This window comes from Vogesella lacus (genome assembly GCF_979366295.1).
In genome coordinates, this window is record NZ_CEETQT010000016.1 from 1 (window position 1) to 21,089 (window position 21,089).

Below are 21,089 nucleotides of genomic sequence, written 5' to 3' on the forward strand. Positions count from 1 at the left end.
CCACTCGTCAGCGGTGCAAGCACCCTGTTACCGTTCGACTTGCATGTGTAAAGCATGCCGCCAGCGTTCAATCTGAGCCAGGATCAAACTCTTCAGTTCAATCTCAAGCAATTTTTTGGCACGCAAGCTCAAAGAAACCGAATCCGAAGATTCGTGTCACTTTCTCTTGCAGTGCAAGTATTTGGCTTGGCCAGATACTTACACCTATCGGTTATTTGGTCTGTTAAAGAGCGGCGCTGACTTGCTTGCTTTGTTTCGCTGCGTCATCAGCTGAGGAGGCGAACTATACCTACCCCACCTGACAGCGTCAACAGGTTTTTTAGGAAAAACCGCTGATTTTTGCAAAATACAAACTAAATAGCTGATTTAAAAGAACATTTATTTCGCAGAAATTTCAGGGGAAATCCACCAACCAGCCCACCACGCCCGATTTTCGCCAGCAGCACGCCAGAAAACCCTACCCAAACCACATTTTTGCTAAATATTTAAGCAAATACCCCGTTTATCAAAGTTATCGGCCCAACTCCTTGCAGAATCGGGCCGATATCCTTGCTACTGCTGGCTCGCCAACTCGCGGCCAACCTTGCAGCTGAAAATCAGCTGCGGTAGTCAGCGTTGATCTTCACGTAGTCATAGGAGAAGTCGCAAGTCCACACGGTGGCATTCGACAGGCCGCGGCCCAGTACGACACGCACGGTGATTTCGTCCTGCTTCATCACGCGCTGGCCGTCTTCTTCCTTATAGCCCGGATAGCGGCCGCCATCCTTGGCCACCAGCACGTCGTCCAGATACATCTCGATGCGATCGACATCGAGATCGCTGATGCCGGCATAGCCGATGGCAGCCAGCAGACGGCCGAGGTTAGGGTCGGATGCAAAGAAGGCGGTCTTGACCAGCGGCGAGCGACCGATGGCATAACCGACGGCCTTGCACTCGGCGATATTGCGGCCGCCCTCCACCTGGATGGTCATGAACTTGGTGGCACCCTCGCCATCACGCACGATAGCCTGGGCCAGCTCGACGGAGACTTCCAGCAGCGCTGCCTTCAAGGCTTCATAAGCCGGATGGGTGACGCTATCGATACGCGGTGCCTGGCTCTGACCGGTAGCCAGCAGCATGAAGCTGTCGTTAGTCGAGGTGTCGCCATCAATAGTGATGCTGTTGAAACTGAGGTCAGCCACTTCCTTGACCAGCTGGTTCAGCACCGGACGCGTCACCGGCGCATCGGTGGCGATGAAGCCCAGCATGGTGGCCATATTCGGGTGAATCATGCCGGCACCCTTGGCGATGCCGGTGATATTGACGGTGTGGCCGTCGATAGTAATGGTACGGCTGGTGGCCTTGGGCGCGATATCGGTAGTCATGATCGCTTCAGCCGCATCTGCCCAGGTCGCGCTCTGGCGCGTCGGCAGTGCGCTAACAATCTTGCCTACCGGCAACGGCTCCAGAATCACGCCGGTCGAGAATGGCAGGATCTGTTCCGGCAGGCAGTCGAGCTCTGCGGCCAACGCTTCGCACACGGCCTTGGCATCGAGGCGGCCTTGCTCGCCGGTACCGGCATTGGCATTGCCGGTATTGATCACCAGCGCGCGGATTTGCACGCCGGCATCCAAATTCTGCTTGCAGATCTGCACCGGTGCGGCGCAGAAGCGGTTCTGGGTGAACACACCCGCAACGGTATTACCCTTGTCGAGGCGAATGACCAGCACATCCTTGCGACCGGGCTTCTTGATACCGGCGCAGGCATAGCTCAGCTCAAGCCCGGCAATCGGGGCGAGCGTGGCGTTATCGATGGGCTTGAGGTTGACCGGCATGACGTTTCTCCGAAATTTTGTGTCGCCTCATTGTAACTTAGCCCGTCAACGCCGCGCCACGGCTTGCGGCCAACCTTTAGGCTCAGTCGCCGGCAGCGTCGGTCAGGATGGCCAGCAAAGCCTGGCCGTAACGGGCGACCTTGAGTTCGCCCAAGCCATAGATACGCTTGAGCGCGGACAGCGTCTGCGGCTTTTGCAGCACCAGCTCCTGCAGACTCTTGTCGGAGAACACCGCATAGGCCGGCACATTGTGCTCGTCGGCCATCTGTTTGCGCCAGCGACGCAGCGCCTGCCACAAACGCTCTTCACGTTCGGTACGCAGCCAGCGTTCGGCGTGTACGCTCTGGCGCTGCTTGCCCTCGGCCGGCGGACGCAGCAGGATGCCATCCTCGCCCTTGAGCAAAGGGCGGCACGCGTCGGTCAACACCAGCGACTGGCCACGCACGATATCGACCAGCAGGATCTTGCGCGCCACCAGCTGGCGGATAATGCCGCGCCAGGCTTTCTGGTTCAGCTCCTTGCCGATGCCGAAGGTCGACAGCTTGTCATGCCCGGCCTGCAGCACATGCTGGTTGGCACGACCGAGCAGCACGTCGATCACATGGTTGGCCGCATAGCGCTGGCCCACTCTATAGATACAGGACAGCAACTTTTGCACCGGTATGCTGGCATCAAAGGTGGTCGGCGGTTTGAGGCAGGTGTCGCACTGGCCACACGGCTCGGCCGCCTCGCCGAAATAGGCGAGGATTTGCTGGCGGCGACAACCGGCCGCCTCGCAATAGCCGAGCATGGCATCAAGCTTGGATAGCTCGATCTGCTTTTGCTGCACCGTCTGCTCGCCCGACTCGATCATCTGCGTCAGCTGCACCATGTCATTGAGGCCGTAACACAGCCAACTGGTGGCCGGCAGACCGTCACGACCGGCACGGCCGGATTCCTGATAGAAATTCTCCGGGCTTTTCGGCAAGTCGATATGGGCGACAAAGCGCACGTCCGGCTTGTCGATGCCCATGCCGAAGGCGATGGTCGCCACCATTACGATGCCGTCCTCACGCAGGAAGGTGCGCTGGTTGGCCTCGCGTTCGCTGTGACTCATGCCCGCGTGGTAAGGCAGCGCCGGGATGCCGTTTTCCACCAGCCAGGCGGCCGTCTCGTCCACCCGCTTGCGCGACAGGCAATAAACGATGCCCGAGGCGTTGGGGTAGTCATGCTCGATAAAAGCCAGCAGCTGCTTTTTGGCGTTGTCCTTCTCTATCACCTGATAGAACAGATTGGGCCGGTCAAAACTGGTGACAAACTGGCGCGCCTCCTGCAGCTGCAAGAAATGCAGCATATCGGCCCGCGTCTCGGCATCGGCGGTCGCCGTCAGCGCGATGCGCGGCACTTGCGGCCAACGTTGGAACAACACACCCAGCTGCTGGTACTCGGGGCGGAAGTCGTGCCCCCACTGACTCACACAATGCGCCTCGTCAATCGCAAACAGCGCGATCTCGGGCAGGCTGGCCAGAAAATCGAGAAAGCGCGCGCTCAGCAGACGTTCCGGCGCGACATACAGCAGATCCAGCTCGCCCATACGTGCGGCGCGGGCAATATCACGCGCCGCCTCCGGCGACGTGGCCGAATTCAGGCAGGCTGCCGCCACGCCGGCTTCGCGCAGCGCCGCGACCTGATCTTGCATCAGCGCGATCAGCGGCGAGACCACCAGCGCGACACCCGGACGCAGCAAGGCCGGGATCTGGTAACACAGACTCTTGCCGCCGCCGGTCGGCATCAGCACCAGCGCATGACCACCGTCGGCAACATGCGCGATGATGTCGGCCTGCATGCCACGAAAGGCAGGATAGCCAAAGGTTTGCTGCAAGATGCCGAGAGCTGGAGACATGAACGGAAATTCCAAAGAAGGCCGGTATTGTACGTCAGCCGGCAGCGTCGTGTTTTGGCAATCGGCGGCGAGTGTGCGAGACTTTTGCCATAACCACTCGTGATTTACGCCATGAAACAACTATTGTTGCCCGTCCTGACGGCAGCCTTGCTGGCAGCCTGTGCGACCACGCCAGCCCCGATCAGCGGCAAACAGACAACACCGCCACGCCCGATACCGGGCAAACCGGGTGGCAAGCCGCTGCCCGCACCAACGACACCGAATGCCGAATGGCAGATCATCGGCGTCTCGCCCAATGGCAATATCCTGCACGAGGTTGACCTCTTGAGCATCCGCCGCGAGGGCCCGCTGACGGTGTTCCGCGATCGCAAGACCATCTTCAATCCGCGCAAGGAAAACTTTTTGAATACCCCGCAACACAAGTATTCAATTAACATGTGGGAAGCCGACTGTCAGGCCAAGACTTATCGCCTGCGCAGCATGGCCTTGCTGGACGAAAGCGGTCGCCAGTTACTGGCCCGCCAGTTCAGCCTGGATGAAATCAAACCGATGCCGGTCGTCCGTCAGTCTGCAGCTTTTGGCCAGGTCGAGCTGGTCTGCAGTCGCCAGATCTGACCGCATCCCGAGGAGTGTGCATGCGTCGCGTGGTATTCAATCAGAAAGGCGGGGTGGGCAAGTCCACCATTACAGTCAATCTTGCCGCAGTCGCCGCCCGTGCCGGGCGCAAGGTGCTGGTGGTCGATCTTGACCCGCAAGGCAACAGCAGCCATTACCTGAGTGGCAGTACCACGCCGCCGGCAACCACGGTGGCCGATCTGTTCCGGCAGATGCTGAATATCAGCATGTACGAGACGCCAGTGCGGGACTTTGTCGTCGCCACCTCGCACGACAATCTGTTCCTGCTGGCCTCCCATCCGGAACTGGCTGAGCTGATGATCAAGCTGGAAGCGCGCTACAAAATGTTCAAGCTGCGCGAGGCGTTGGCCAGCCTTGCTGTCGATTTTGACGAGATCTGGATCGATACCCCGCCGGCACTGAACTTCTACACCCGTTCGGCGCTGATTGCGGCCAACCGCTGCCTGATCCCGTTTGATTGCGATGCCTTCTCGCGCCACGCCCTGCTGGGCCTGATCGACAGCGTCAACGAAATACGCAATGACCATAATGGCGAGCTACAAATAGAAGGTATCGTGGTCAACCAGTTCCAGCCGCGTGCCAGCCTGCCACAAAAGCTGGTAAACGATCTGCGCGACAGCGGCCTGCCGGTACTCGACCCGCCACTCTCCAGCTCGGTGAAAATCCGTGAATCTCATGAACGCTGCCTGCCCATGATCCATCTCGACCCGCGACACAAGCTGGCGCAAGAATTCACACAGCTGTACCAGACCCTCGCCGGCTAAGCCCCCGCGATGAAGCTGCCCAGCCTGCCCGCCCGCTATCTCTGGCTGATTGCCTGTAGTCTGGGCTTCATCCTGTGGTTGGCCGCAGCCTCGTGGCAGCAGGCACACGAGAATGCCCTGCATCAGGACCAGCAACTGCGCGAGGCCGAACTCCTGGTCGACAACGTCGCCCGCCAGCTGCAATACGCAATCCAGGCCGGCCAGGCCAGTACCGAACTGCTGCTGGCCGATGGCGGTGCGGCCAACGACAGCAACTTTGCCCGTTTCGCCCCGGCCATCCTCAATGATGGCGGCTTGTTCGATTTTGTCGCTACGACCCGCCAGTTGTCGCAAAGCGAGCGTGAAGAGTACGAGCTGCAACAAGCCATCGTGCTGCGCGAATACCGTAATGGCAGCCTGGCTCCGGCCAGCAAACGCCCGGCCTATTTCGCCCTCGAACTGCAATACCCCGAAGACAGCCGCTCGCTGCCCTCTCACCTCGAACTGGGTTCGCAAGCCGGCAGCGCCGCCGCACTGAAACAGGTGCGACAGAGTGGCCAACCGGCGATTGCCCAGCTCAAGGCCGGCAACGCCAGCCGGCTGGTTGCCTATTTCGCCTCGCGGGCACGGCAGAGCAATCAGCTGGTCTTGCTGGGCTTCAATACCGAACGCCTGCTGGGTTTCAACAGCGGCGACAATCTGCTGCGACCACAGCTGACTTACCGTCTGCGCATCCTGCTGAAGGACGATCCAGGCCAGGTACTGCTCGACAGTCACCCGCTGGCACAAAGTAGCCAGATACCGATTCTGGTCTCTACCCGCTTTATTGGCGGGCAGTCACTACTGTTCGAGCTGTATCCCGAGCACGACAAGCAGTCGCAGCAACACGCCAGCAGTGCACTGAGCCTGCTGGCCATTTTGCTGATGGCCGCCATGTCGGGCGTCATGGTGCTGCAATCGCAGCGCCAGCATCAGGGCCAGCGCACCCGCTTGCGCCAGCAGGCACGACAGAACCGTCTGCTGACCCAACAGCATGAACAACACCAGCAACATGAGGTGCGCTCGCGTGAAGCCATCCAGCGCCTGCGCGCGATTGTCGAAGGCAGCGGCGATGCCATTCTGGTCATCTCGCAAGACGGCCTGATTCGCGACATCAACCGCGCCGCCGAAAGCATGCTCGGCCAGCCGCGCCAGGTCTTGCTGTCGCTGCCGGCCGGCGCCCTGATCAGTGAGTTGCATCCGGCTGGCAACCAGGGTTTCGAACTGCATGTGGCCAACCGGCTGGGCAAGGCGTTCGAAGCGATGATGATCTGTAGCAATACCCAGACCCTGCAGATCGAAGTCTCGCTGACCCAGATCGCGCAAGAGCAGGAAGTCTCCTATATCGCCGTTTGCCGCGACATTACCGAACGCAAGGCCAGCGAAGAGGCGCTTATCAAGCTGAAGGATTCGCTGGCCGAACAGGTCGAATCCAAGAGCCGCCAGCTGTCAGCCCTGCTCGAAGCCAGTCCGATGGCGATGGCCTATATCGTCGACCGGCGCTATCGCCAGGTAAACCGCGCCTTCCTGTCGCTGTTCCAGCGCCATGAGGCCGAAGTCGTCGGTCAAAGCACCCGCCTGCTGTATGACAGCGACGAGCAGTACATCCGCACCGGCAAACAGATCTACCCGATACTGAATACCGGCGAGGTATCACAAGACGAAATCCTGCTGCAACGCGGTACCGACGAGCCGATCTGGGTGTATATGTACGGCAAGGCCGTCCAGCCGGCCAAGCCGGAGTTTGGCTCGGTCTGGCTGTATCAGGATGTCTCGGCGCAACGTGCCACCGAAGACAATCTGCGCCGCGCCAAGGAGCTGGCCGAGGAGAACAGCCGTGCCAAAACCGAGTTCCTCGCCAATATGTCGCACGAGCTGCGCACGCCTATGCACGCGATTCTCGGTTTTGCCGAAATGGGCATCAGCCGCGCCGACACAGCCAAGCCGGAAAAACTGCGCCACTATTTCGACCGCATCCACCACAGCGGCGACCGCCTGCTGACCCTGCTGAACGATCTGCTGGATCTGTCCAAGATGGAAGTCGGCAAAATGGCCTACCAGATGCAGGAATGCGATGCCAGCCAGATTACCCTCGAGGCGGTAGACGAGCTGCGCGGTATGGCCCAGGGCCGTCAGGTCACCCTGCAGCTGCATGGCGTTGATGCGCCGCTGCCAGCCACCATGGATGCCTTCCGTATCGGCCAGCTCTTGCGCAATCTGCTGGGCAATGCCATCAAGTTCAGCCCGCCGGGCGAAACGGTAGACATCACCGTCGGCTACAGTCGCGCCAATAGCCAGATGCTGAGCTTCGACATTCGCGACTATGGCCCGGGCATCCCGCCGGCCGAGCGTGAAATGATTTTCAACGCCTTTATCCAGGGCACCCAGACCAAGACCGGCGCCGGTGGCAGCGGCCTGGGGCTGGCCATCTGCCGCGAAATCGTGCAGGCCCATCATGGCAAGATCGAAATCCTGCCGCATACGCCGGGTGCCCATTTCCGGGTCACCCTACCCTGTAAAGCCATGACCTCCCGCCAGGAGCAAGACCATGCCTAAGCACCTATTACTGGTTGATGACGAGCCGATCAATCTCGAACTGATGGCCGAACTGCTGGAAGACGCCGGCTACCAGATCGAGCTTGCGCATAACGGTGAAGAGGCCTGGGACATCCTGAACGATCACGGCAACCGTTTCTCCACCATTCTGCTGGACAAGATGATGCCGGGCATCAGCGGTACCGAGCTGCTCAAGCGCATCAAGGCCAATGAAGAATTGGCCTTCTTGCCGGTGGTGATGCAGACCGCCGTCGGCGAGGCGGCCAGCGTGCAGGAGAGTCTGGCCAGCGGTGCCTTCTACTACCTGACCAAACCGTTCTCGCGCGACATGCTGCTGGCGGTTGTCGGTGCCGCCACCGAGCACTGGGACCGTCACCAGTACTTTACCGAGCTGGCCAACCAGCACCTCGAAGCCCTGCACCACATGACCGAGGCCAACTTCCGCTTCGGCAATCTGCTGGAGGCACGCAGCGTGACCGCCCTGCTGGCCCGCGCCAGCAAGACACCGGACAAGACTGCCACCGGCCTGTTCGAGTTGATCGTCAACGCCATCGAGCACGGCAATCTGGAGCTGTCCTACGAGGAGAAATCGCGGCTGCAGATGGAAGACCGCTGGGTAGAGGTGTTGCAGCAACGCATGGAGGACCCGGTACTGGGCCAGCGCAAGGTCGAGGTCACCATGCAACGTCATGACGACACCCTGCGCTATACCATCCGCGATCAGGGGCCGGGTTTTGACTGGCAAAACTATCTGCAGGATGACCCCGGCCGGCTGGTCAGCAGCCACGGTCGCGGCATCCTGATTGCGCGCAAACTGTCCTTCGACAGCGTCGAGTACGAAGGCCGCGGCAATTGCGTGCACGCCACGCTCAAGGGGCAGTAGGCCACGGCCGCCGCCAGTAGCGCGCCTGCTGCTGTCTGGCCAAGTTGGCCGCAAGATCAGCACCACCCAACTCGAAACGGATCGCGCCATCGCGATCCGTTCGCCATTCGGCAATCCCCAGCGTTTGCAGGCGGTGCAACACCAGCGGATGCGGATGGCGATAACGATTGGCAAAACCGGCACTGATGATGGCGCGCTGCGGGGCCACCGTCGCCAGAAATGCCCCGCTGCTGGATGACTTGCTGCCGTGATGACCCAGCAGCAGAAACTGGCTGTACAGGCTATGACCATAGGCAGCCAGCAGTTGCTGCTCGACCGCTTGCGGCGCATCGCCGGTCAGCAGCAAGGCCTGAGCACCGGCCAGCACCCGCAACACACAGCTATGGGCATTATCCTCGCCACGGCTATCGGCGCGTGGCCACAACACTTCAAACCTCACCCCGTCCCACTGCCAGTGCTGGCCTTGCCGGCATGGCTGGGCAAGCGGATAAAACTGCGGCTGTCCGGCCAGCATGCGGCCAACCTTGATGCCCTGCCAGACCCCGGCCGCCGCGCCGTCATGGTCATTATCGTGATGCGACAGCAGCAAGCTATCCAGCTTGCCCACACCGGCCGCCCGCAGCTGCGGCAAGACCACCCGCCCGGCCTCGCCGGCACCGGTGTCGTACAGCAGCGTGTGCTGTCGGGTCTGCAACAGCACCGACAAGCCCTGACCGACGTCAAGCACCGTCACCCACACGCGCCCCTCCTCAGGCGGTAGCGGCCGCCACATCAGCAACGGCATCAGCAGGCAGAGGCCATAGCTGCGCAACAAGGGCGACAGCGGTGCGATCAGCCACAGGCTGCCTACGCTTGCGGCCAACCATAATGGCCACGGAGCCGCCGCCACCGGCCACAACGGGGCTTGTGCCAACAAATCTACCCACCACCAGAACAAGACAGCCAGCCACTGCGCCAGCTGCAGCAGGGGCGGCCACGGCAATAGTGCCGCCAGCAGCGAGGCAGGCGTCAGCAAGAGCGAGACAAACGGTGCCGCCAGGGCATTCGCCAGCGGCGACACCAGCGGCAACTGGCCGAAGAATGCCGCCAGCGGCACGATGGAGGCCACGGTGGCGGTGTATTGCGCATCCAGTGCCATGCGCCAGCGCCCCGGCCGCGCGCGCCGGCCCAGATACAACAGGATCAGCGCCGCCACCAGGCCGAAAGACAGCCAGAAACCGGCAGCCAGCACCGCGAACGGATCCAGCAGCAACACCAGCACCAGCGCCGCCAGCCAGATCTGCAAGGCGGTCAGCGCTCGCTGCCAGCTCAGGGCCAGCACCGCCATGCTCAGCATCCACACCGTGCGCTGGGTCGGCACCGAAAAACCGGCGAGCAAGGCATAGGCCCAGGCTGCGGCCAACCCTGCCAGCAAGGACCACAGCAAAGGCTGGCGCACCAGCGGCCGGAGGCGCAACAGATAACGGCACAAGCCCGCCACCATCACGGCCAGCAGGGTGATATGCATGCCTGACACGCTGACGATGTGGGTCAAGCCGGTCGCCGCCAGTGCCTGCCATGCCGTGCTGTCCAGTGATTGCTGCGCGCCAACCGCCAGCGCCGCCACCAGTGCGCTGGCACGGGCATCCTGCCCGGCGCTCGTCTGCAATAGCCGCGTGGCAATCGCCTCGCGCTGCCGGTCCAGCCACGGCAGCAAGCCTCGGCCCTCACCCAGCGCCTGCCGCCCGGCCACCACCGTGCCGGTCGCCAGTATCCCCTCCGACCAGTACCACGCCTCGGCATCAAAACCCGCTGCATTGAGCGTGCCGGCTACCGGCCGCAAACGCAGCGCCAGCCGCCAGCGGCTGCCGGCCGGCCACGACTGCCGCGCGTAATCGCGCAGCTCCAGCAAGGGCGGCACCGTCACCCCGGGAGTCAGCACCTGCTCGACCTGCAGGCGCAGGCGCACCGACTGCTCGCCTGCCTGCGGCAGATCACGCACCTGGCCGATCAGCCACACCGTTTGCCCTTGCGCCGCCGGCGACAGGCTGTGTGCCAGCCGCCATTCGGCACGCACACAGGCATACGCCAGCCCCAGTGCCAGCAACAGCAGGCACAGCCAGAAACGCCGCCGCCAGCGCCAGTACAACAGCGCGGGCAAGACGGTGATTAGGACGAGTACAGGCCAGGCGGGCAGCTGCGGCAACAGCGCACTGCCCGCGATGCCCAGCACGAGAGCAAGCAGCGGTAGCATGCTTCATTTATTCACACAGCATCAGCAAAGGCAATTTTCTGGCGGCAGATTGCCCTTGGCCGCGCCATCCCGTATCTTCGCCGCGTGATAACCGGAAACACCGCCATGCAAGCTACCCCGCTCTATTGCGCCGAAAGCGCCCGCCACGACACCGCCGAAAGGTTGGCCGCACGCTTTGCCCTGCCGCTGGTCAAGCAGCGCCCAACAGACGGCTACTGGCTGGAGCTGGGGCCGGAACGGCTGGAGCTGGTGACCACGGGCAAGCACGGCGCGGTGTATGCCGAGTTTGTCGAAGGCGCGGCCAAACACCGCCGCGAACAGGGCGGCGGACGCGGCCAACCGGTGGCCAAGGCCGTCGGCCTCAAGGGTGCCAAAGAGCTGCCGCGCGTGGTCGATGCCACCGCCGGCCTCGGCGGCGACAGCTTCGTGCTGGCCACCCTCGGCTGCGAAGTCACCCTGCTCGAACGCTCGCCGGTGGCCGCCGCGCTATTGTTTGACGCGCTGGAACGCGCAAGCGTCCACCCCGACACCATGGACATCGCCGCGCGCATGACGCTGGAGCACACCAATGCCATCCACTGGTTGGCCGCACAAGCAGAAAAAAGCCCGGCCGAACGACCACAAGTGGTGTTTGTCGACCCGATGTTCCCCGACACCGACAAGAAATCCGCCGCCGCCAAAAAAGGCATGCAGGCCTTCCAGCACGTCATCGGCGACGATATGGACAGCGCCCAGCTGCTGGCCGCGGCGATTGCCGCCGCCACCGTGCGCGTGGTGGTGAAACGGCCGCAACGCGGCGTGCCGATCGAGGGCATCAAGCCGTCGGCGGTGCTGGACGGCAAGTCCACGCGTTTTGACCTGTATGTGATCAAGGCCATCCGCCCGCAGGATGCCACCGACTGAATCATCCGGCCACCCGCGGCCAACCCGGAGACCCCATGAGCGTTTTTACTGTTGATTTCAAGGTTCGCGACTACGAATGCGATATGCAGGGCATCGTCAACAACAGTGTCTATTTCAACTATCTGGAGCACGCGCGACACGAGTTTTTGCTGGAAAAAGGCGTGGACTTCGCCGCACTGGCGCGTGAAGGCATCAATCTGGTGGTGGTGCGTTCCGAGCTCGATTACAAGGCCTCGCTGACCAGCGGCGACCGCTTTGTCGTCAGCGTCGCCTTCGAGCCGGTATCGCGCGTGCGCTTCGGCTTTCGCCAGCAAGTGATCCGCAGCAGCGACAATAAGGTGGTGCTGGAAGGCCTGATCATCGGCACCGCCGTCAATGCGCGCGGCCGCCCCGAGATTCCGCCACAACTGGCCGCACTGCTGGCCGGCTAAGATGACGCTCGCCCTGCCGCTTGCCGCCGGGAGCACCGTGTTGCGCCGCTTGTGCGCAGCCGATCTTGCCGACTTTCAGGCTTATCGCCACGACCCCGAGGTTGGCCGCTATCAGGGCTGGCTGCCACAGGATGACGCCGCCGCACTGGCGTTCTTGCAGCAAATGGCCGATGTGGCGATACCTCATTTTGGCGGCTGGTGCCAGCTGGCGATTGCCGAGCACGACAGCGGCCGGCTGGCCGGCGATATCGGTCTTTATCTGACGCCAGACGGCAGCCGGGCCGAAATCGGCTTCAGCCTCGCGCGCACCGCACAAGGACGCGGCATGGCCACTGCCGCCTTACGCACCTTGCTGGCACAGCTGTTTGCCGACCCGGCCCTGCAAGCCGTGACCGCGCTGACCGATGCGCGCAATCTGCCGGCCCAGGCGCTGCTTCTGCGTCTGGGCTTTGCCGAAATCCGCCGCGAAGCCGCCGAATTTCGCGGCCAACCCTGCATCGAGCTGCACTACTTGCTGTTGCGTTCGTCAGACTGAACAGTCTGGTGCCGTTGCCGGCTGTCAGCCGGTGCCTCCTCACGCGCGCTCATGCCGTAATCGCGGCTCACCGTCGCCACCCGCAAGCGGTAGTCGGCAAACAGGCCATCACGGCCGGCCGCCTGCGCCAGACGATGCGCTTCGAGCTGTCGCCACGCGGCCAACGCGGCCTCGTCTCGCCAGAATGACAGCGACAGCAGCTTGCCCGGCGTCGCCAGACTGCTGAATCGCTCGATCGAAACAAAACCGTCTATCTGCTGCAACAGCGGGCGCAGCGCCTCGGCGTGGGCAAGATAGCCATCACGGCCATCCTCGGCCAGCTCGACTTCAAAAATCACGGCGATCATGCGGCGTCTCCTGCCAAGGAAAATTGCGGCCAACTGGCGTTGATCGACATCCGGTAATGATGGCCGGCGGCGAGTGCCGGCCACGGCAGATCCAGCGACAACAGGCCGTCCAGCGCCGTCGCGGCCATCGCCAGCGCGAGACGGCTGCCCGGACAACGATGCGCGCCCAGACCAAAGCCGTGCTCGTGACGCTGCGGCCGCGCCAGCTCGAAAGCCGTCGGTGCCGGATGACAGCGGGCATCAAGGTTGGCCGCAGCCAGTAACAGCAAGATGTTCTGCCCGGCCGTGACCGCCTGCCCGCACAGCAAGCCGTCGGCCTGCACCACGCGGCGCGTGTTCTGCAGTGGCGAGCGCCAGCGCAGGCATTCGGCCAGTGCCGCCGCGCGTAATGCCGGCGCTTGCCGCAAGCGCTCGCGCAAGGCGGGCTGCTGCGCCAATAACAGCAGCAAATGGCCCAGCAAGGCGGCCGTTGCTTCGCGTGTCTGCTGCAACAGCGCCACGCCATTGGCCTGCCAGCCGGCAGCCTCAGGCCAGATGTGGCGCAAGGCATCCAGCAGGGCCGACTGCCCCGCCGCGACGGCGGCCAACTGTTGCTGCAAGGCTTGTACCGCCAGACTGCCGGCCTGGCGCTGCGCCGGATTCGCGCCGGCGGCAAGGCCGGCCAGCAGCGCATCCACTTGTGCGCCGTACTCGTGCAAACGTGCCTCCTCCAGCCCGAGCAGACTGGCCATCAGCCGCAAGGGATAAGCCAGCGCCAGCTGATCCAGCTGCCGGCCATCCAGCGTCGCCGCACTGGCCGTCTCCGCCTGCCACGCACGGGCACAGGCTTGCTGCAGCTGCGCCTCATCCACCGCCTGCAAGGCCGCCAGCAGCGCCGTCTTTTGCGGCAGATGGCCGGCATCATCGCGCTGACGCAAGATCAAACCGAAATAATCGCCCAGTGCCGTGCCCTGCAAGGCCGCCGGCGTTTGCTGCCCCGCCGGCCGCACACCGCACAGCGGGCTGGCCAGGACCTCGGCCACGCTGGCGGCACTGGCGGCGACCCAGCTTTGCAGGCCGGCATCAAAATAAAACGGCTGCTGCCGGCTTTGCGCGGCATACCAGTCGGTGGCTTGCGGCTGGCCGATGGCTTGCAGCGCGTGGCAAATGTCCTTCATCGCATTCTCCTTGCTGAAGGCCACAGCCTAAGCGCGGTCGCGGCCCGGATGTTTCACGCCGTGCTGAAACGTTGGCCGCCAGCCGCGTGTTAAGCTGCCATACCGTTTTTGCAGGACACGACCATGTGTGAATCCGCCCCCGATATCAGCCGCCTGGCCAATCTGCTGGCCGACCCCGGCCGCAGCCGCATGCTGCTGGCGCTGATGGATGGCCGGCTGTTGCCCGCCAGCGATCTGGCCGCCGCGGCCGGGCTGTCGGCGCAGGCTGCCAGCAATCATCTGGCGCGATTGCTGGATGGCGGGGTGCTGCGCGTCGAGCAGCGCGGGCGCTTTCGCTATTACACGCTGGCGGATGGCGAGATCGCACGGGCGATCGAGGCCCTGCAGGTGGCCGCACACGGGCTGGACCGCCAGCAGTTGCGGCTGAAACCCAAGGGTGATGCCGCCCTGCGTCAGGCACGTACCTGTTATCGCCATCTGGCCGGCCGGCTGGGTGTCGGCCTGTGCCAGGCGATGCAGGCGCAAGGCTGGCTGCTGCGCGACGAGGCCAATCAGCGTTTCGAGGTCAGCGCCAGCGGCCGGCAATGGCTGCTGGCCAATCTGGACATCGACATCAACACCCTGGGGCGTGGCCCGCTGGCGCGAGCCTGTCTAGACTGGAGCGAGCGCCACGATCATCTGGCCGGCCCGCTGGGCGAGGCGATTTGTGCCGCCTTCCTGCAGCGCGGCTTTGCTATCCGGCGCAGCGATGGTCGCGCGCTGGATATTCCGCCCGCGGGGCTCGCCTTCATGCTGCAGCACTTCGGCTGGCAGGCGACTGCAAACGCCTGAGCCGCGGCAGCCGCCACGCCGGCATTTAGCATTCCTTAATGCTTTCCAAACAACATTAACAGGCGTCTATGCTCCAATAGCACCATTGCTTCAGGAGTGATCCGATGTCTGCTTCCAAACCCCTGTTGGCCGCACTGGCCGGCGCGCTTGTCCTGACCGGTTGTGCCGGCATGGGCAGCTCCGATTCGGCCCAGGTCTACAGCAAGTCGCAAATGCGCCAGATGCATCAGGTCGAGTTCGGCCGCATCCTCGATGTCAAAGTGGTGAAGATGGAAGGCAATACCAACGATTTGCTGACCCTCGGCGGCACGGCGCTGGGCGGCCTTGCCGGCAGCAATATCGGCAAGGGTAGCGGCGCGGTAGCCGGCAGCATTGTCGGCGCGATGATAGGCGGCATGAGTGCCGAAGCCGCGCAGCGCAACAACACCAAAGATGCCTACGAGCTGACCGTGAAGCTCGATTCCGGCAAAACCGTATCCATTGTGCAAGAGGCCGATGTGCCGCTTGCCGCTGGCCAGCTGGTCAAGGTCTTGACCGGTGGCGGCAGTGCGCGAGTACTGCCACGCTGATTGTTTTTTGCTTGTTCCTTTCCTCCAAGTGTGCGTTTGCCTCCGTTCGCGGAGGCTTTTTTTTTGCCTGCTCGCCACGCCATAGGTGTTTTCCCTGATTCGACAGACGCCGCCCAGTCCGGTAGCCTCTGACCCTTTTCCCAATCGAATCAAGGATTTGTATATACAAATGAATGCAATACTGCTTGCCGTTCTGCTGATGCTGGGCCTGAGTCTGGCCCGCGTGCATGTGGTCATCAGCCTGATCGTCGCCTCGCTTTTTGCCGGCCTGTGCAGCGGGCTGGATCTGGCGGCCACGCTGGCGGCGTTTAACCGCGGCATCAGCAACGGCGCCTCGGTTGCCCTGTCTTACGCCCTGCTCGGCGCCTTTGCCGTGGCCATTGCCAAATCCGGCCTGCCGCATGCGCTGGCCGATGCCGCCATCCGCCGCCTGCAGGATGGTGACGGCCGCCACAAGCTGAAGTGGAGCCTGCTGTTGTTGCTAGCCACCGTCAGTGTGATGAGCCAGAACCTGGTGCCCATCCATATCGCCTTCATTCCGCTGCTGATTCCGCCCCTGCTGTATGTGATGGCCAGGCTGGAGCTGGACCGTCGTGCCGTGGCCTGCGTGCTGACCTTCGGTCTGGTGACGCCTTATATGCTGCTGCCGGTGGGCTTTGGCGAGATCTTTCTGCAGCAGATCCTGCTGGGCAATATCGAGAAAGCCGGCATGAGCACCGCCGGCATCAATGTGATGCATGCGATGGCGATTCCGGCCGCCGGCATGCTGGCCGGTTTGCTGGTGGCGGTGTTTGTCAGCTACCGCGCACCACGCCACTATCGCCTCGGCAAGATCGAACAGGCCGAACGCACCCACGCCAAGGTTGGCCGCAAGGGCTTGCTGACTGCTACCGTCGCCATCGTGCTGGCGTTCGGCGTACAGCTGTATAGCGACTCGATGCTGCTGGGCGCACTGGCCGGTTTTCTGCTGTTCCTCGCCAGCGGCGCGCTGAAATGGCAGGAAGCCGATCATGTCTTCAGCGAAGGCATCCGCCTGATGGCGATGATAGGTTTCGTGATGATCAGCGCCCAGGGCTTTGCCGAGGTGCTGAAGGCCAGCGGCCAGATCGCCCCGCTGGTCGAGCATTCGGCAGCGCTGTTCGGCCACAACCAGGCGATGGCGGCGCTGGTGATGCTGCTGGTCGGCCTGCTGGTGACCATGGGCATCGGCTCGTCCTTCTCTACCGTGCCGATTCTGGCGGTGATCTTTGTGCCGCTGTGCCAGCAACTGGGCTTTTCGCCACTCGCTACCGTCGCGCTGCTGGGTACTGCCGGCGCGCTGGGCGATGCCGGCTCGCCGGCATCCGACTCGACACTGGGCCCGACCTCCGGCCTGAATGTCGATGAGCAGCACGATCATATGCGCGACACTGTGATTCCGACTTTCCTGCATTACAACCTGCCGCTGTTGGCCGCCGGCTGGCTGGCAGCGATGGTGCTGTAAGTAACTTCATCGCCCCGGCATGATTTTTTTCATGCCGGGGCTTGCCAGATTAAAAATCATCGGCAATAATACGCACCTCTTCGCCGGTGTAGCTCAGATGGTAGAGCACCTGACTTGTAATCAGGGGGTCGCGAGTTCGATTCCTGCCGCCGGCACCAGGATTCACGGGGTTTCCAGTAATGGAAACCCCGTTTTCCGTTGTGCATCCGCATTTGAGCGAGGCTAGCCATGGAATCGCGTCTGACCGAACTGGAAATCAAGGTTGCGCTGCAGGATGACCTGCTGGACGCCCTGAATCTCACCATCACCCGCCAACAGCAGCAAATCGACCTGCTGCAGGAACAGCTGCGCCACCTGTACCGCATGCAACAGGCCGGCAACCAGCACGACGAGCAGCGCTCGCTGCGCGACGAAATCCCGCCGCATTACTGATGCTGCCAAGGTTGGCCGCAAGGAACCGTCCGAGATGACCACACCCCGTACTTTCATCACCACCCTCGCCCCGCAACTGGCCGGCCTGAGCTGGGCCATCGGTGGCAGCACGCTATTGCAGCAGCTGGATCTGGTCGACGAGCCGCGTGATCTGGACATCGTCACCACCGCTGCCGACTTTGCCGCGCTGAAAACCATCCTGTTGCAACACGCCAGCGATATCACGCCGGCACCGCATCCGGATTATGCGACCCGCCATTTTGCGCGCTTGCAGACGGCTGACGGCCTGTTGATCGACCTGATTGCCGAGATGGTGATCCGCCTGCCCAAGGGCCAGTTCTGCTGGCCGTTTGACGCCAGCGCGATCTGGCAGGCCGATGGCCTGAACTGGTGCATGCCGGAAGACTGGGCGTTGCTGTACCGGCTGATGAAGCGCGACGAGCAGATCGAGGCGCTGGATGACTGGTTGTGCGAGCACGGCGTCGCCAATCCGCAGCGTATTGCGGCCAACCTGTTCGCCATGTATCCGGAAAGTGCGCTCAAGCCCTCACCCGACTGGTGGCCGTGGGAAGAGTGATCCGGTTTCACATGGAACATGCCTGCCGGTTATCATGACGGCATGATTAGCCGACACGTTTTCCTGATTCCCGTCATCGGGCTGCTGGCCGCCTGCAGCAGCCTGCCCCCCGCCCAGAACACCCTGCTTGATGGCCGCTGGCAAATCCAGCGCGGCCAATGGCAAGTCGATGAACATGGCCAGCTGCTGGCTAGCTGCGCCCCCGCCAGCAATGATGCGCGGGCCTGCGCCGGTGGCCTGCCGGCCAGTCTGCAATCCCGTAAACCCTTGCCGGAACGCTATCAGCTGAATGTTGCCATCACCCCCGAGCGCGGCTATGCCGCCAGTGTGATGCTGGCAAGTCAGGGCAATCGCTATTTCGGCCTCACCCTGCATGCGGCCAACCAGCGCCTGATCCTGATTCGTCACCTGCCGATGTTTGGCCTGAAGCCCGGCAGCGTGCCACTGGCACTGCCTTACGGCCAGACCCGCCAGCTGGAGCTGACGGTCTGCGGGCCGTTCATTTATGTGAATCTGGATGGCCAGCCGCAGTTCTCCGGCCGGGCTGATGATCTGCCACGACGCGAAAAACTCACGCTGAGCGTGACCGGTGCCGCCCGCTTTGACGAGCCCCGGCTGCGCCACCTGAGCGCCAGTGACTGCGCACCGCTAAGCGAGGCACAGAATCTGCCGCGCGAAACGCTGACCGCTGATTTCAGCCTGTGATTCAGGCCTGATCGAGCAGACGCTGCACCAGCGGGTGGCGCACTTTCTTGTCGGCGCAGATTGCGTAGAACTGCTCCTCCACCCCCTGGCAGTGGCCAAACAACTGCAGACCATAACGGTTTTCCAGCTCGTCCTGCATCAGCAAGGGGGCCGGGAACACGCCCAACCCGCTGGTGCCGAAGGTTTTCAGCACCGCGCTGTCTTCAAACTCGCCCACCACATTCGGCCACAGGCCCTGCAGGCTGAACCACTGATCGAGCCGCTGCCGTACCGCTGCATGGCTGCTGGGCAACAATAGCGGCAGATCTGCCAGCCCGGACGGGAAGTCTTGCCCCGCCAGCAAGGCCGGTGTGCCGAACCAGGCCAGCTCGGACTTGCCCAGCAAGTGGCTGTACAGCTTGAGATTGGGGTTGGCCGGCGCCGGACGATCCGCCAGCACCACATCCAGCCGGTGCAAGGCCAGATCTGCCAGCAGATCTTCGAACTCGCCTTCATCCATCTGCAGCCGCATCGACTTGTCGCCCAGCACCGGTGCCAGCAGGCGCTGCACCATCAGTTTGGGCAGACCATCCGAGGTGCCGATGCGCAAACGCACACCCGCGCCCAGCATCTCGCGGCGCAGGCGCTCGGGCAGCTGTTCGCCCAGCTGAAAAATCGCCTCGGCCTGTTCCAGCACCAGCTGGCCGGCTTCGGTCAACACCAGATTGCGGCCAGCCGGTTTCAACAAGGTATAGCCGAGCGCTTTTTCCAGCTCTTTTACCTGCACGCTGACGGTCTGCACCGCCATGCCCAGCCTGGCCGCTGCCTTGGCCATGCCGCCTTCCTTGCCGACCACCCAGAAGTAATACAGATGCCGATAGTTGAACAGCTGGCTCATCTTCAGTTTTTCTCTGAATAAAACTTCATTTTACTCTGCTTTTTCATGGAACCGTGCTTGCCTATAGTGGCGGCACCCGAATCATTCAGAGGAAAGACAGCCACATCATGAAAAGCCGTATCGTCCTTGCCTTGCTGCAGCACTTTGGTCCACGCCTGATGCAACTGGCCGGCCCGCAACTGAAACAGGGCATGCCGGCACTGCGCAATCTGCCGATCCGTAAATTGCTGATCATTGCCGCCGTGGTACTCGGTGCCCTGCTGCTGTTCGGCATGTTGGCCGCAGCTTTCGTGATCTGGTTGCTGTTTACCTTGTGGGATGTGCTGGCCACCCCGCAGACCATGCAGGCATTCACGGATTTGCTGGGTGCCCTGTCTGCCTGGTTGGGCAGTCTCACCAACTGATTACCTGCTCCGGAAAGGATTTAAATGGAATTTCTGACCATGGCCTTCATCGGCTACCCCTTGTGGGTGTGGCTGATGTTCATGAGTATCGTCGGCATGCTGCTGGCGTTTGACCTGGGTGTATTACACAAGGAGCAGAAAGAAATCGGCGTGGCCGAAAGCCTGAAGCTGTCGGCCTTTTATATCGCCATCGGCCTCGCCTTCGGTGCCTGGATCTGGTGGTACAAGGGTTCCGATGCCGGCATGGCCTATATCACCGGCTATCTGGTAGAAAAATCGCTGTCGATGGACAACGTGTTCGTGATCTCGCTGATTTTCACCAGCCTGGCCGTTCCACGCATCTATCAGCACCGCGTGCTGTTCTGGGGCATTCTCGGCGTGATCTTCCTGCGGGCAATCATGATCGGCATCGGTGCGATGCTGGTGGCCGAATTCCAGTGGATTCTGGCGCTGTTTGGCGGCTTCCTGCTGATTACCGGTATCAAGATGTTGATGTCCAGTGACGATGAGCCTTCGCTGGATAACAGCAAGATGTACAACTGGCTGAAAAGCCGCATGCGTTTCACCCCGACCCTGCACGGCGAAAAGTTCTGGGTACGCGGTGAAGAACACGGTCTGGCACGTGGCTGGTGGGCAACCCCGCTGCTGCTGACGCTGATCCTGGTAGAAAGCGCTGACCTGATTTTCGCGGTAGACAGCATCCCGGCCATCTTCGCCATCACGCAGGATCCGTTCATTGTCTATACCTCGAATATCTTCGCGATTCTTGGTTTGCGTGCCCTGTACTTTGCGCTGGCGGCGATGGTTCACCGCTTCCACTACCTGAAGTATGCGCTGTCGCTGGTACTGGTGTTTATCGGTGTGAAGGTGTCGCTGGTCTACTTCAACGGCATCGGCATGGTGGATTTCAAGATCCCGACTGCCTGGTCGCTGGGCCTGACCCTGACCCTGCTGACGAGCGGCGTACTGTACTCGCTGTATCGCACCCGCGAAGTTGCCGTAGGCCACGATCGCTGACGTTTTCTCCTCCTCTCCGTTGGAGTTGTTGCTTG

General features: G+C 62.2%; 21 protein-coding genes, 1 tRNA gene and 1 rRNA gene. 16 read left to right on the forward strand and 7 right to left on the reverse strand.

Annotation, left to right across the window (positions count from 1 at the left end):
• The 3 genes from ACZ9W6_RS16725 to recQ form a co-directional block, all read right to left on the reverse strand.
• Positions 1-99 (reverse strand): 16S ribosomal RNA (locus tag ACZ9W6_RS16725); the annotation flags it as partial.
• 497 nt (positions 100-596) lie between these two features.
• Complete coding sequence (argJ, locus tag ACZ9W6_RS16730; RefSeq protein ID WP_465192325.1) at positions 597-1,814, reverse strand: bifunctional glutamate N-acetyltransferase/amino-acid acetyltransferase ArgJ; 1,218 nt, start codon at positions 1,812-1,814, stop codon at positions 597-599.
• 82 nt (positions 1,815-1,896) lie between these two features.
• On the reverse strand, positions 1,897-3,696 hold the full coding sequence (recQ, locus tag ACZ9W6_RS16735) for a DNA helicase RecQ (RefSeq protein WP_465192326.1): 1,800 nt from the start codon (positions 3,694-3,696) through the stop codon (positions 1,897-1,899).
• Between the two features lie 111 nt (positions 3,697-3,807).
• Between recQ and ACZ9W6_RS16740 the strand changes: the two genes are divergently transcribed.
• From ACZ9W6_RS16740 to ACZ9W6_RS16755, 4 genes are read left to right on the forward strand one after another with little or no spacing between them, the layout of a single operon-like run.
• Positions 3,808-4,311: a surface-adhesin E family protein gene (locus ACZ9W6_RS16740; protein WP_465192327.1), complete on the forward strand. Its 504-nt coding sequence runs from the start codon at positions 3,808-3,810 to the stop codon at positions 4,309-4,311.
• 20 nt (positions 4,312-4,331) lie between these two features.
• Positions 4,332-5,096, forward strand: coding sequence for a ParA family protein (locus ACZ9W6_RS16745; protein ID WP_465192328.1), 765 nt, complete (start codon positions 4,332-4,334; stop codon positions 5,094-5,096).
• Between the two features lie 9 nt (positions 5,097-5,105).
• The gene (locus ACZ9W6_RS16750) at positions 5,106-7,670 is read left to right on the forward strand and encodes an ATP-binding protein (RefSeq protein ID WP_465192329.1); all 2,565 of its coding nucleotides are present in this window, start codon (positions 5,106-5,108) and stop codon (positions 7,668-7,670) included.
• Positions 7,663-8,553 (forward strand): response regulator, encoded by an 891-nt coding sequence (locus ACZ9W6_RS16755; protein ID WP_465192330.1) that lies wholly within the window; start codon positions 7,663-7,665, stop codon positions 8,551-8,553. The genes ACZ9W6_RS16750 and ACZ9W6_RS16755 overlap by 8 nt, the downstream gene beginning before the upstream one ends.
• Here ACZ9W6_RS16755 and ACZ9W6_RS16760 read toward each other — a convergent pair.
• Entirely contained in the window at positions 8,540-10,786 is a 2,247-nt protein-coding gene (locus tag ACZ9W6_RS16760) for a DNA internalization-related competence protein ComEC/Rec2 (protein ID WP_465192331.1), read from the reverse strand. The two genes, ACZ9W6_RS16755 and ACZ9W6_RS16760, sit on opposite strands and share 14 nt — an antisense overlap.
• 105 nt (positions 10,787-10,891) lie before the next feature.
• On the opposite strand from ACZ9W6_RS16760, the gene ACZ9W6_RS16765 reads away from it, so the two are divergent.
• From ACZ9W6_RS16765 to ACZ9W6_RS16775, 3 genes are read left to right on the forward strand one after another with little or no spacing between them, the layout of a single operon-like run.
• Positions 10,892-11,689: a class I SAM-dependent methyltransferase gene (locus ACZ9W6_RS16765; RefSeq protein WP_465192332.1), complete on the forward strand. Its 798-nt coding sequence runs from the start codon at positions 10,892-10,894 to the stop codon at positions 11,687-11,689.
• Between the two features lie 35 nt (positions 11,690-11,724).
• Positions 11,725-12,120: an acyl-CoA thioesterase gene (locus ACZ9W6_RS16770; RefSeq protein ID WP_465192333.1), complete on the forward strand. Its 396-nt coding sequence runs from the start codon at positions 11,725-11,727 to the stop codon at positions 12,118-12,120.
• Between the two features lies 1 nt (position 12,121).
• Positions 12,122-12,655: a GNAT family N-acetyltransferase gene (locus tag ACZ9W6_RS16775; protein WP_465192334.1), complete on the forward strand. Its 534-nt coding sequence runs from the start codon at positions 12,122-12,124 to the stop codon at positions 12,653-12,655.
• Here the strand turns inward: ACZ9W6_RS16775 and ACZ9W6_RS16780 are convergent.
• Together ACZ9W6_RS16780 and ACZ9W6_RS16785 are read right to left on the reverse strand one after the other, a co-directional pair.
• Complete coding sequence (locus ACZ9W6_RS16780; RefSeq protein WP_465192335.1) at positions 12,628-13,002, reverse strand: antibiotic biosynthesis monooxygenase family protein; 375 nt, start codon at positions 13,000-13,002, stop codon at positions 12,628-12,630. The two genes, ACZ9W6_RS16775 and ACZ9W6_RS16780, sit on opposite strands and share 28 nt — an antisense overlap.
• Positions 12,999-14,159: a cytochrome P450 gene (locus tag ACZ9W6_RS16785; RefSeq protein WP_465192336.1), complete on the reverse strand. Its 1,161-nt coding sequence runs from the start codon at positions 14,157-14,159 to the stop codon at positions 12,999-13,001. Before ACZ9W6_RS16785 ends, ACZ9W6_RS16780 begins: the two co-directional genes overlap by 4 nt.
• A gap of 123 nt (positions 14,160-14,282) precedes the next feature.
• On the opposite strand from ACZ9W6_RS16785, the gene ACZ9W6_RS16790 reads away from it, so the two are divergent.
• From ACZ9W6_RS16790 to ACZ9W6_RS16820, 7 genes are all read left to right on the forward strand, one after another.
• Entirely contained in the window at positions 14,283-14,990 is a 708-nt protein-coding gene (locus tag ACZ9W6_RS16790; protein ID WP_465192337.1) for an ArsR/SmtB family transcription factor, read from the forward strand.
• A gap of 104 nt (positions 14,991-15,094) precedes the next feature.
• Positions 15,095-15,559 (forward strand): outer membrane lipoprotein, encoded by a 465-nt coding sequence (locus ACZ9W6_RS16795; RefSeq protein WP_465192338.1) that lies wholly within the window; start codon positions 15,095-15,097, stop codon positions 15,557-15,559.
• Between the two features lie 169 nt (positions 15,560-15,728).
• Complete coding sequence (locus ACZ9W6_RS16800; protein ID WP_465192339.1) at positions 15,729-17,042, forward strand: Na+/H+ antiporter family protein; 1,314 nt, start codon at positions 15,729-15,731, stop codon at positions 17,040-17,042.
• An 82-nt stretch (positions 17,043-17,124) separates the two neighbouring features.
• Positions 17,125-17,200 (forward strand) — tRNA-Thr (locus ACZ9W6_RS16805).
• A gap of 70 nt (positions 17,201-17,270) precedes the next feature.
• Entirely contained in the window at positions 17,271-17,474 is a 204-nt protein-coding gene (locus tag ACZ9W6_RS16810; RefSeq protein WP_465192340.1) for a SlyX family protein, read from the forward strand.
• 34 nt (positions 17,475-17,508) lie between these two features.
• Positions 17,509-18,051, forward strand: coding sequence for a hypothetical protein (locus ACZ9W6_RS16815; protein WP_465192341.1), 543 nt, complete (start codon positions 17,509-17,511; stop codon positions 18,049-18,051).
• 42 nt (positions 18,052-18,093) lie between these two features.
• Positions 18,094-18,756: a hypothetical protein gene (locus ACZ9W6_RS16820; protein WP_465192342.1), complete on the forward strand. Its 663-nt coding sequence runs from the start codon at positions 18,094-18,096 to the stop codon at positions 18,754-18,756.
• A 1-nt stretch (position 18,757) separates the two neighbouring features.
• Here ACZ9W6_RS16820 and ACZ9W6_RS16825 read toward each other — a convergent pair whose 3' ends face one another.
• Positions 18,758-19,633, reverse strand: coding sequence for a LysR family transcriptional regulator (locus tag ACZ9W6_RS16825; protein ID WP_465192343.1), 876 nt, complete (start codon positions 19,631-19,633; stop codon positions 18,758-18,760).
• Positions 19,634-19,740: 107 nt separating this feature from the next.
• On the opposite strand from ACZ9W6_RS16825, the gene ACZ9W6_RS16830 reads away from it, so the two are divergent.
• Together ACZ9W6_RS16830 and ACZ9W6_RS16835 are read left to right on the forward strand one after the other, a co-directional pair.
• A complete protein-coding gene (locus tag ACZ9W6_RS16830) occupies positions 19,741-20,037 on the forward strand; it encodes a hypothetical protein (RefSeq protein WP_465192344.1) in 297 nt (98 codons plus the stop codon).
• Positions 20,038-20,061: 24 nt separating this feature from the next.
• The gene (locus ACZ9W6_RS16835) at positions 20,062-21,054 is read left to right on the forward strand and encodes a TerC family protein (RefSeq protein WP_465192345.1); all 993 of its coding nucleotides are present in this window, start codon (positions 20,062-20,064) and stop codon (positions 21,052-21,054) included.
• Positions 21,055-21,089: the final 35 nt, after the last annotated feature.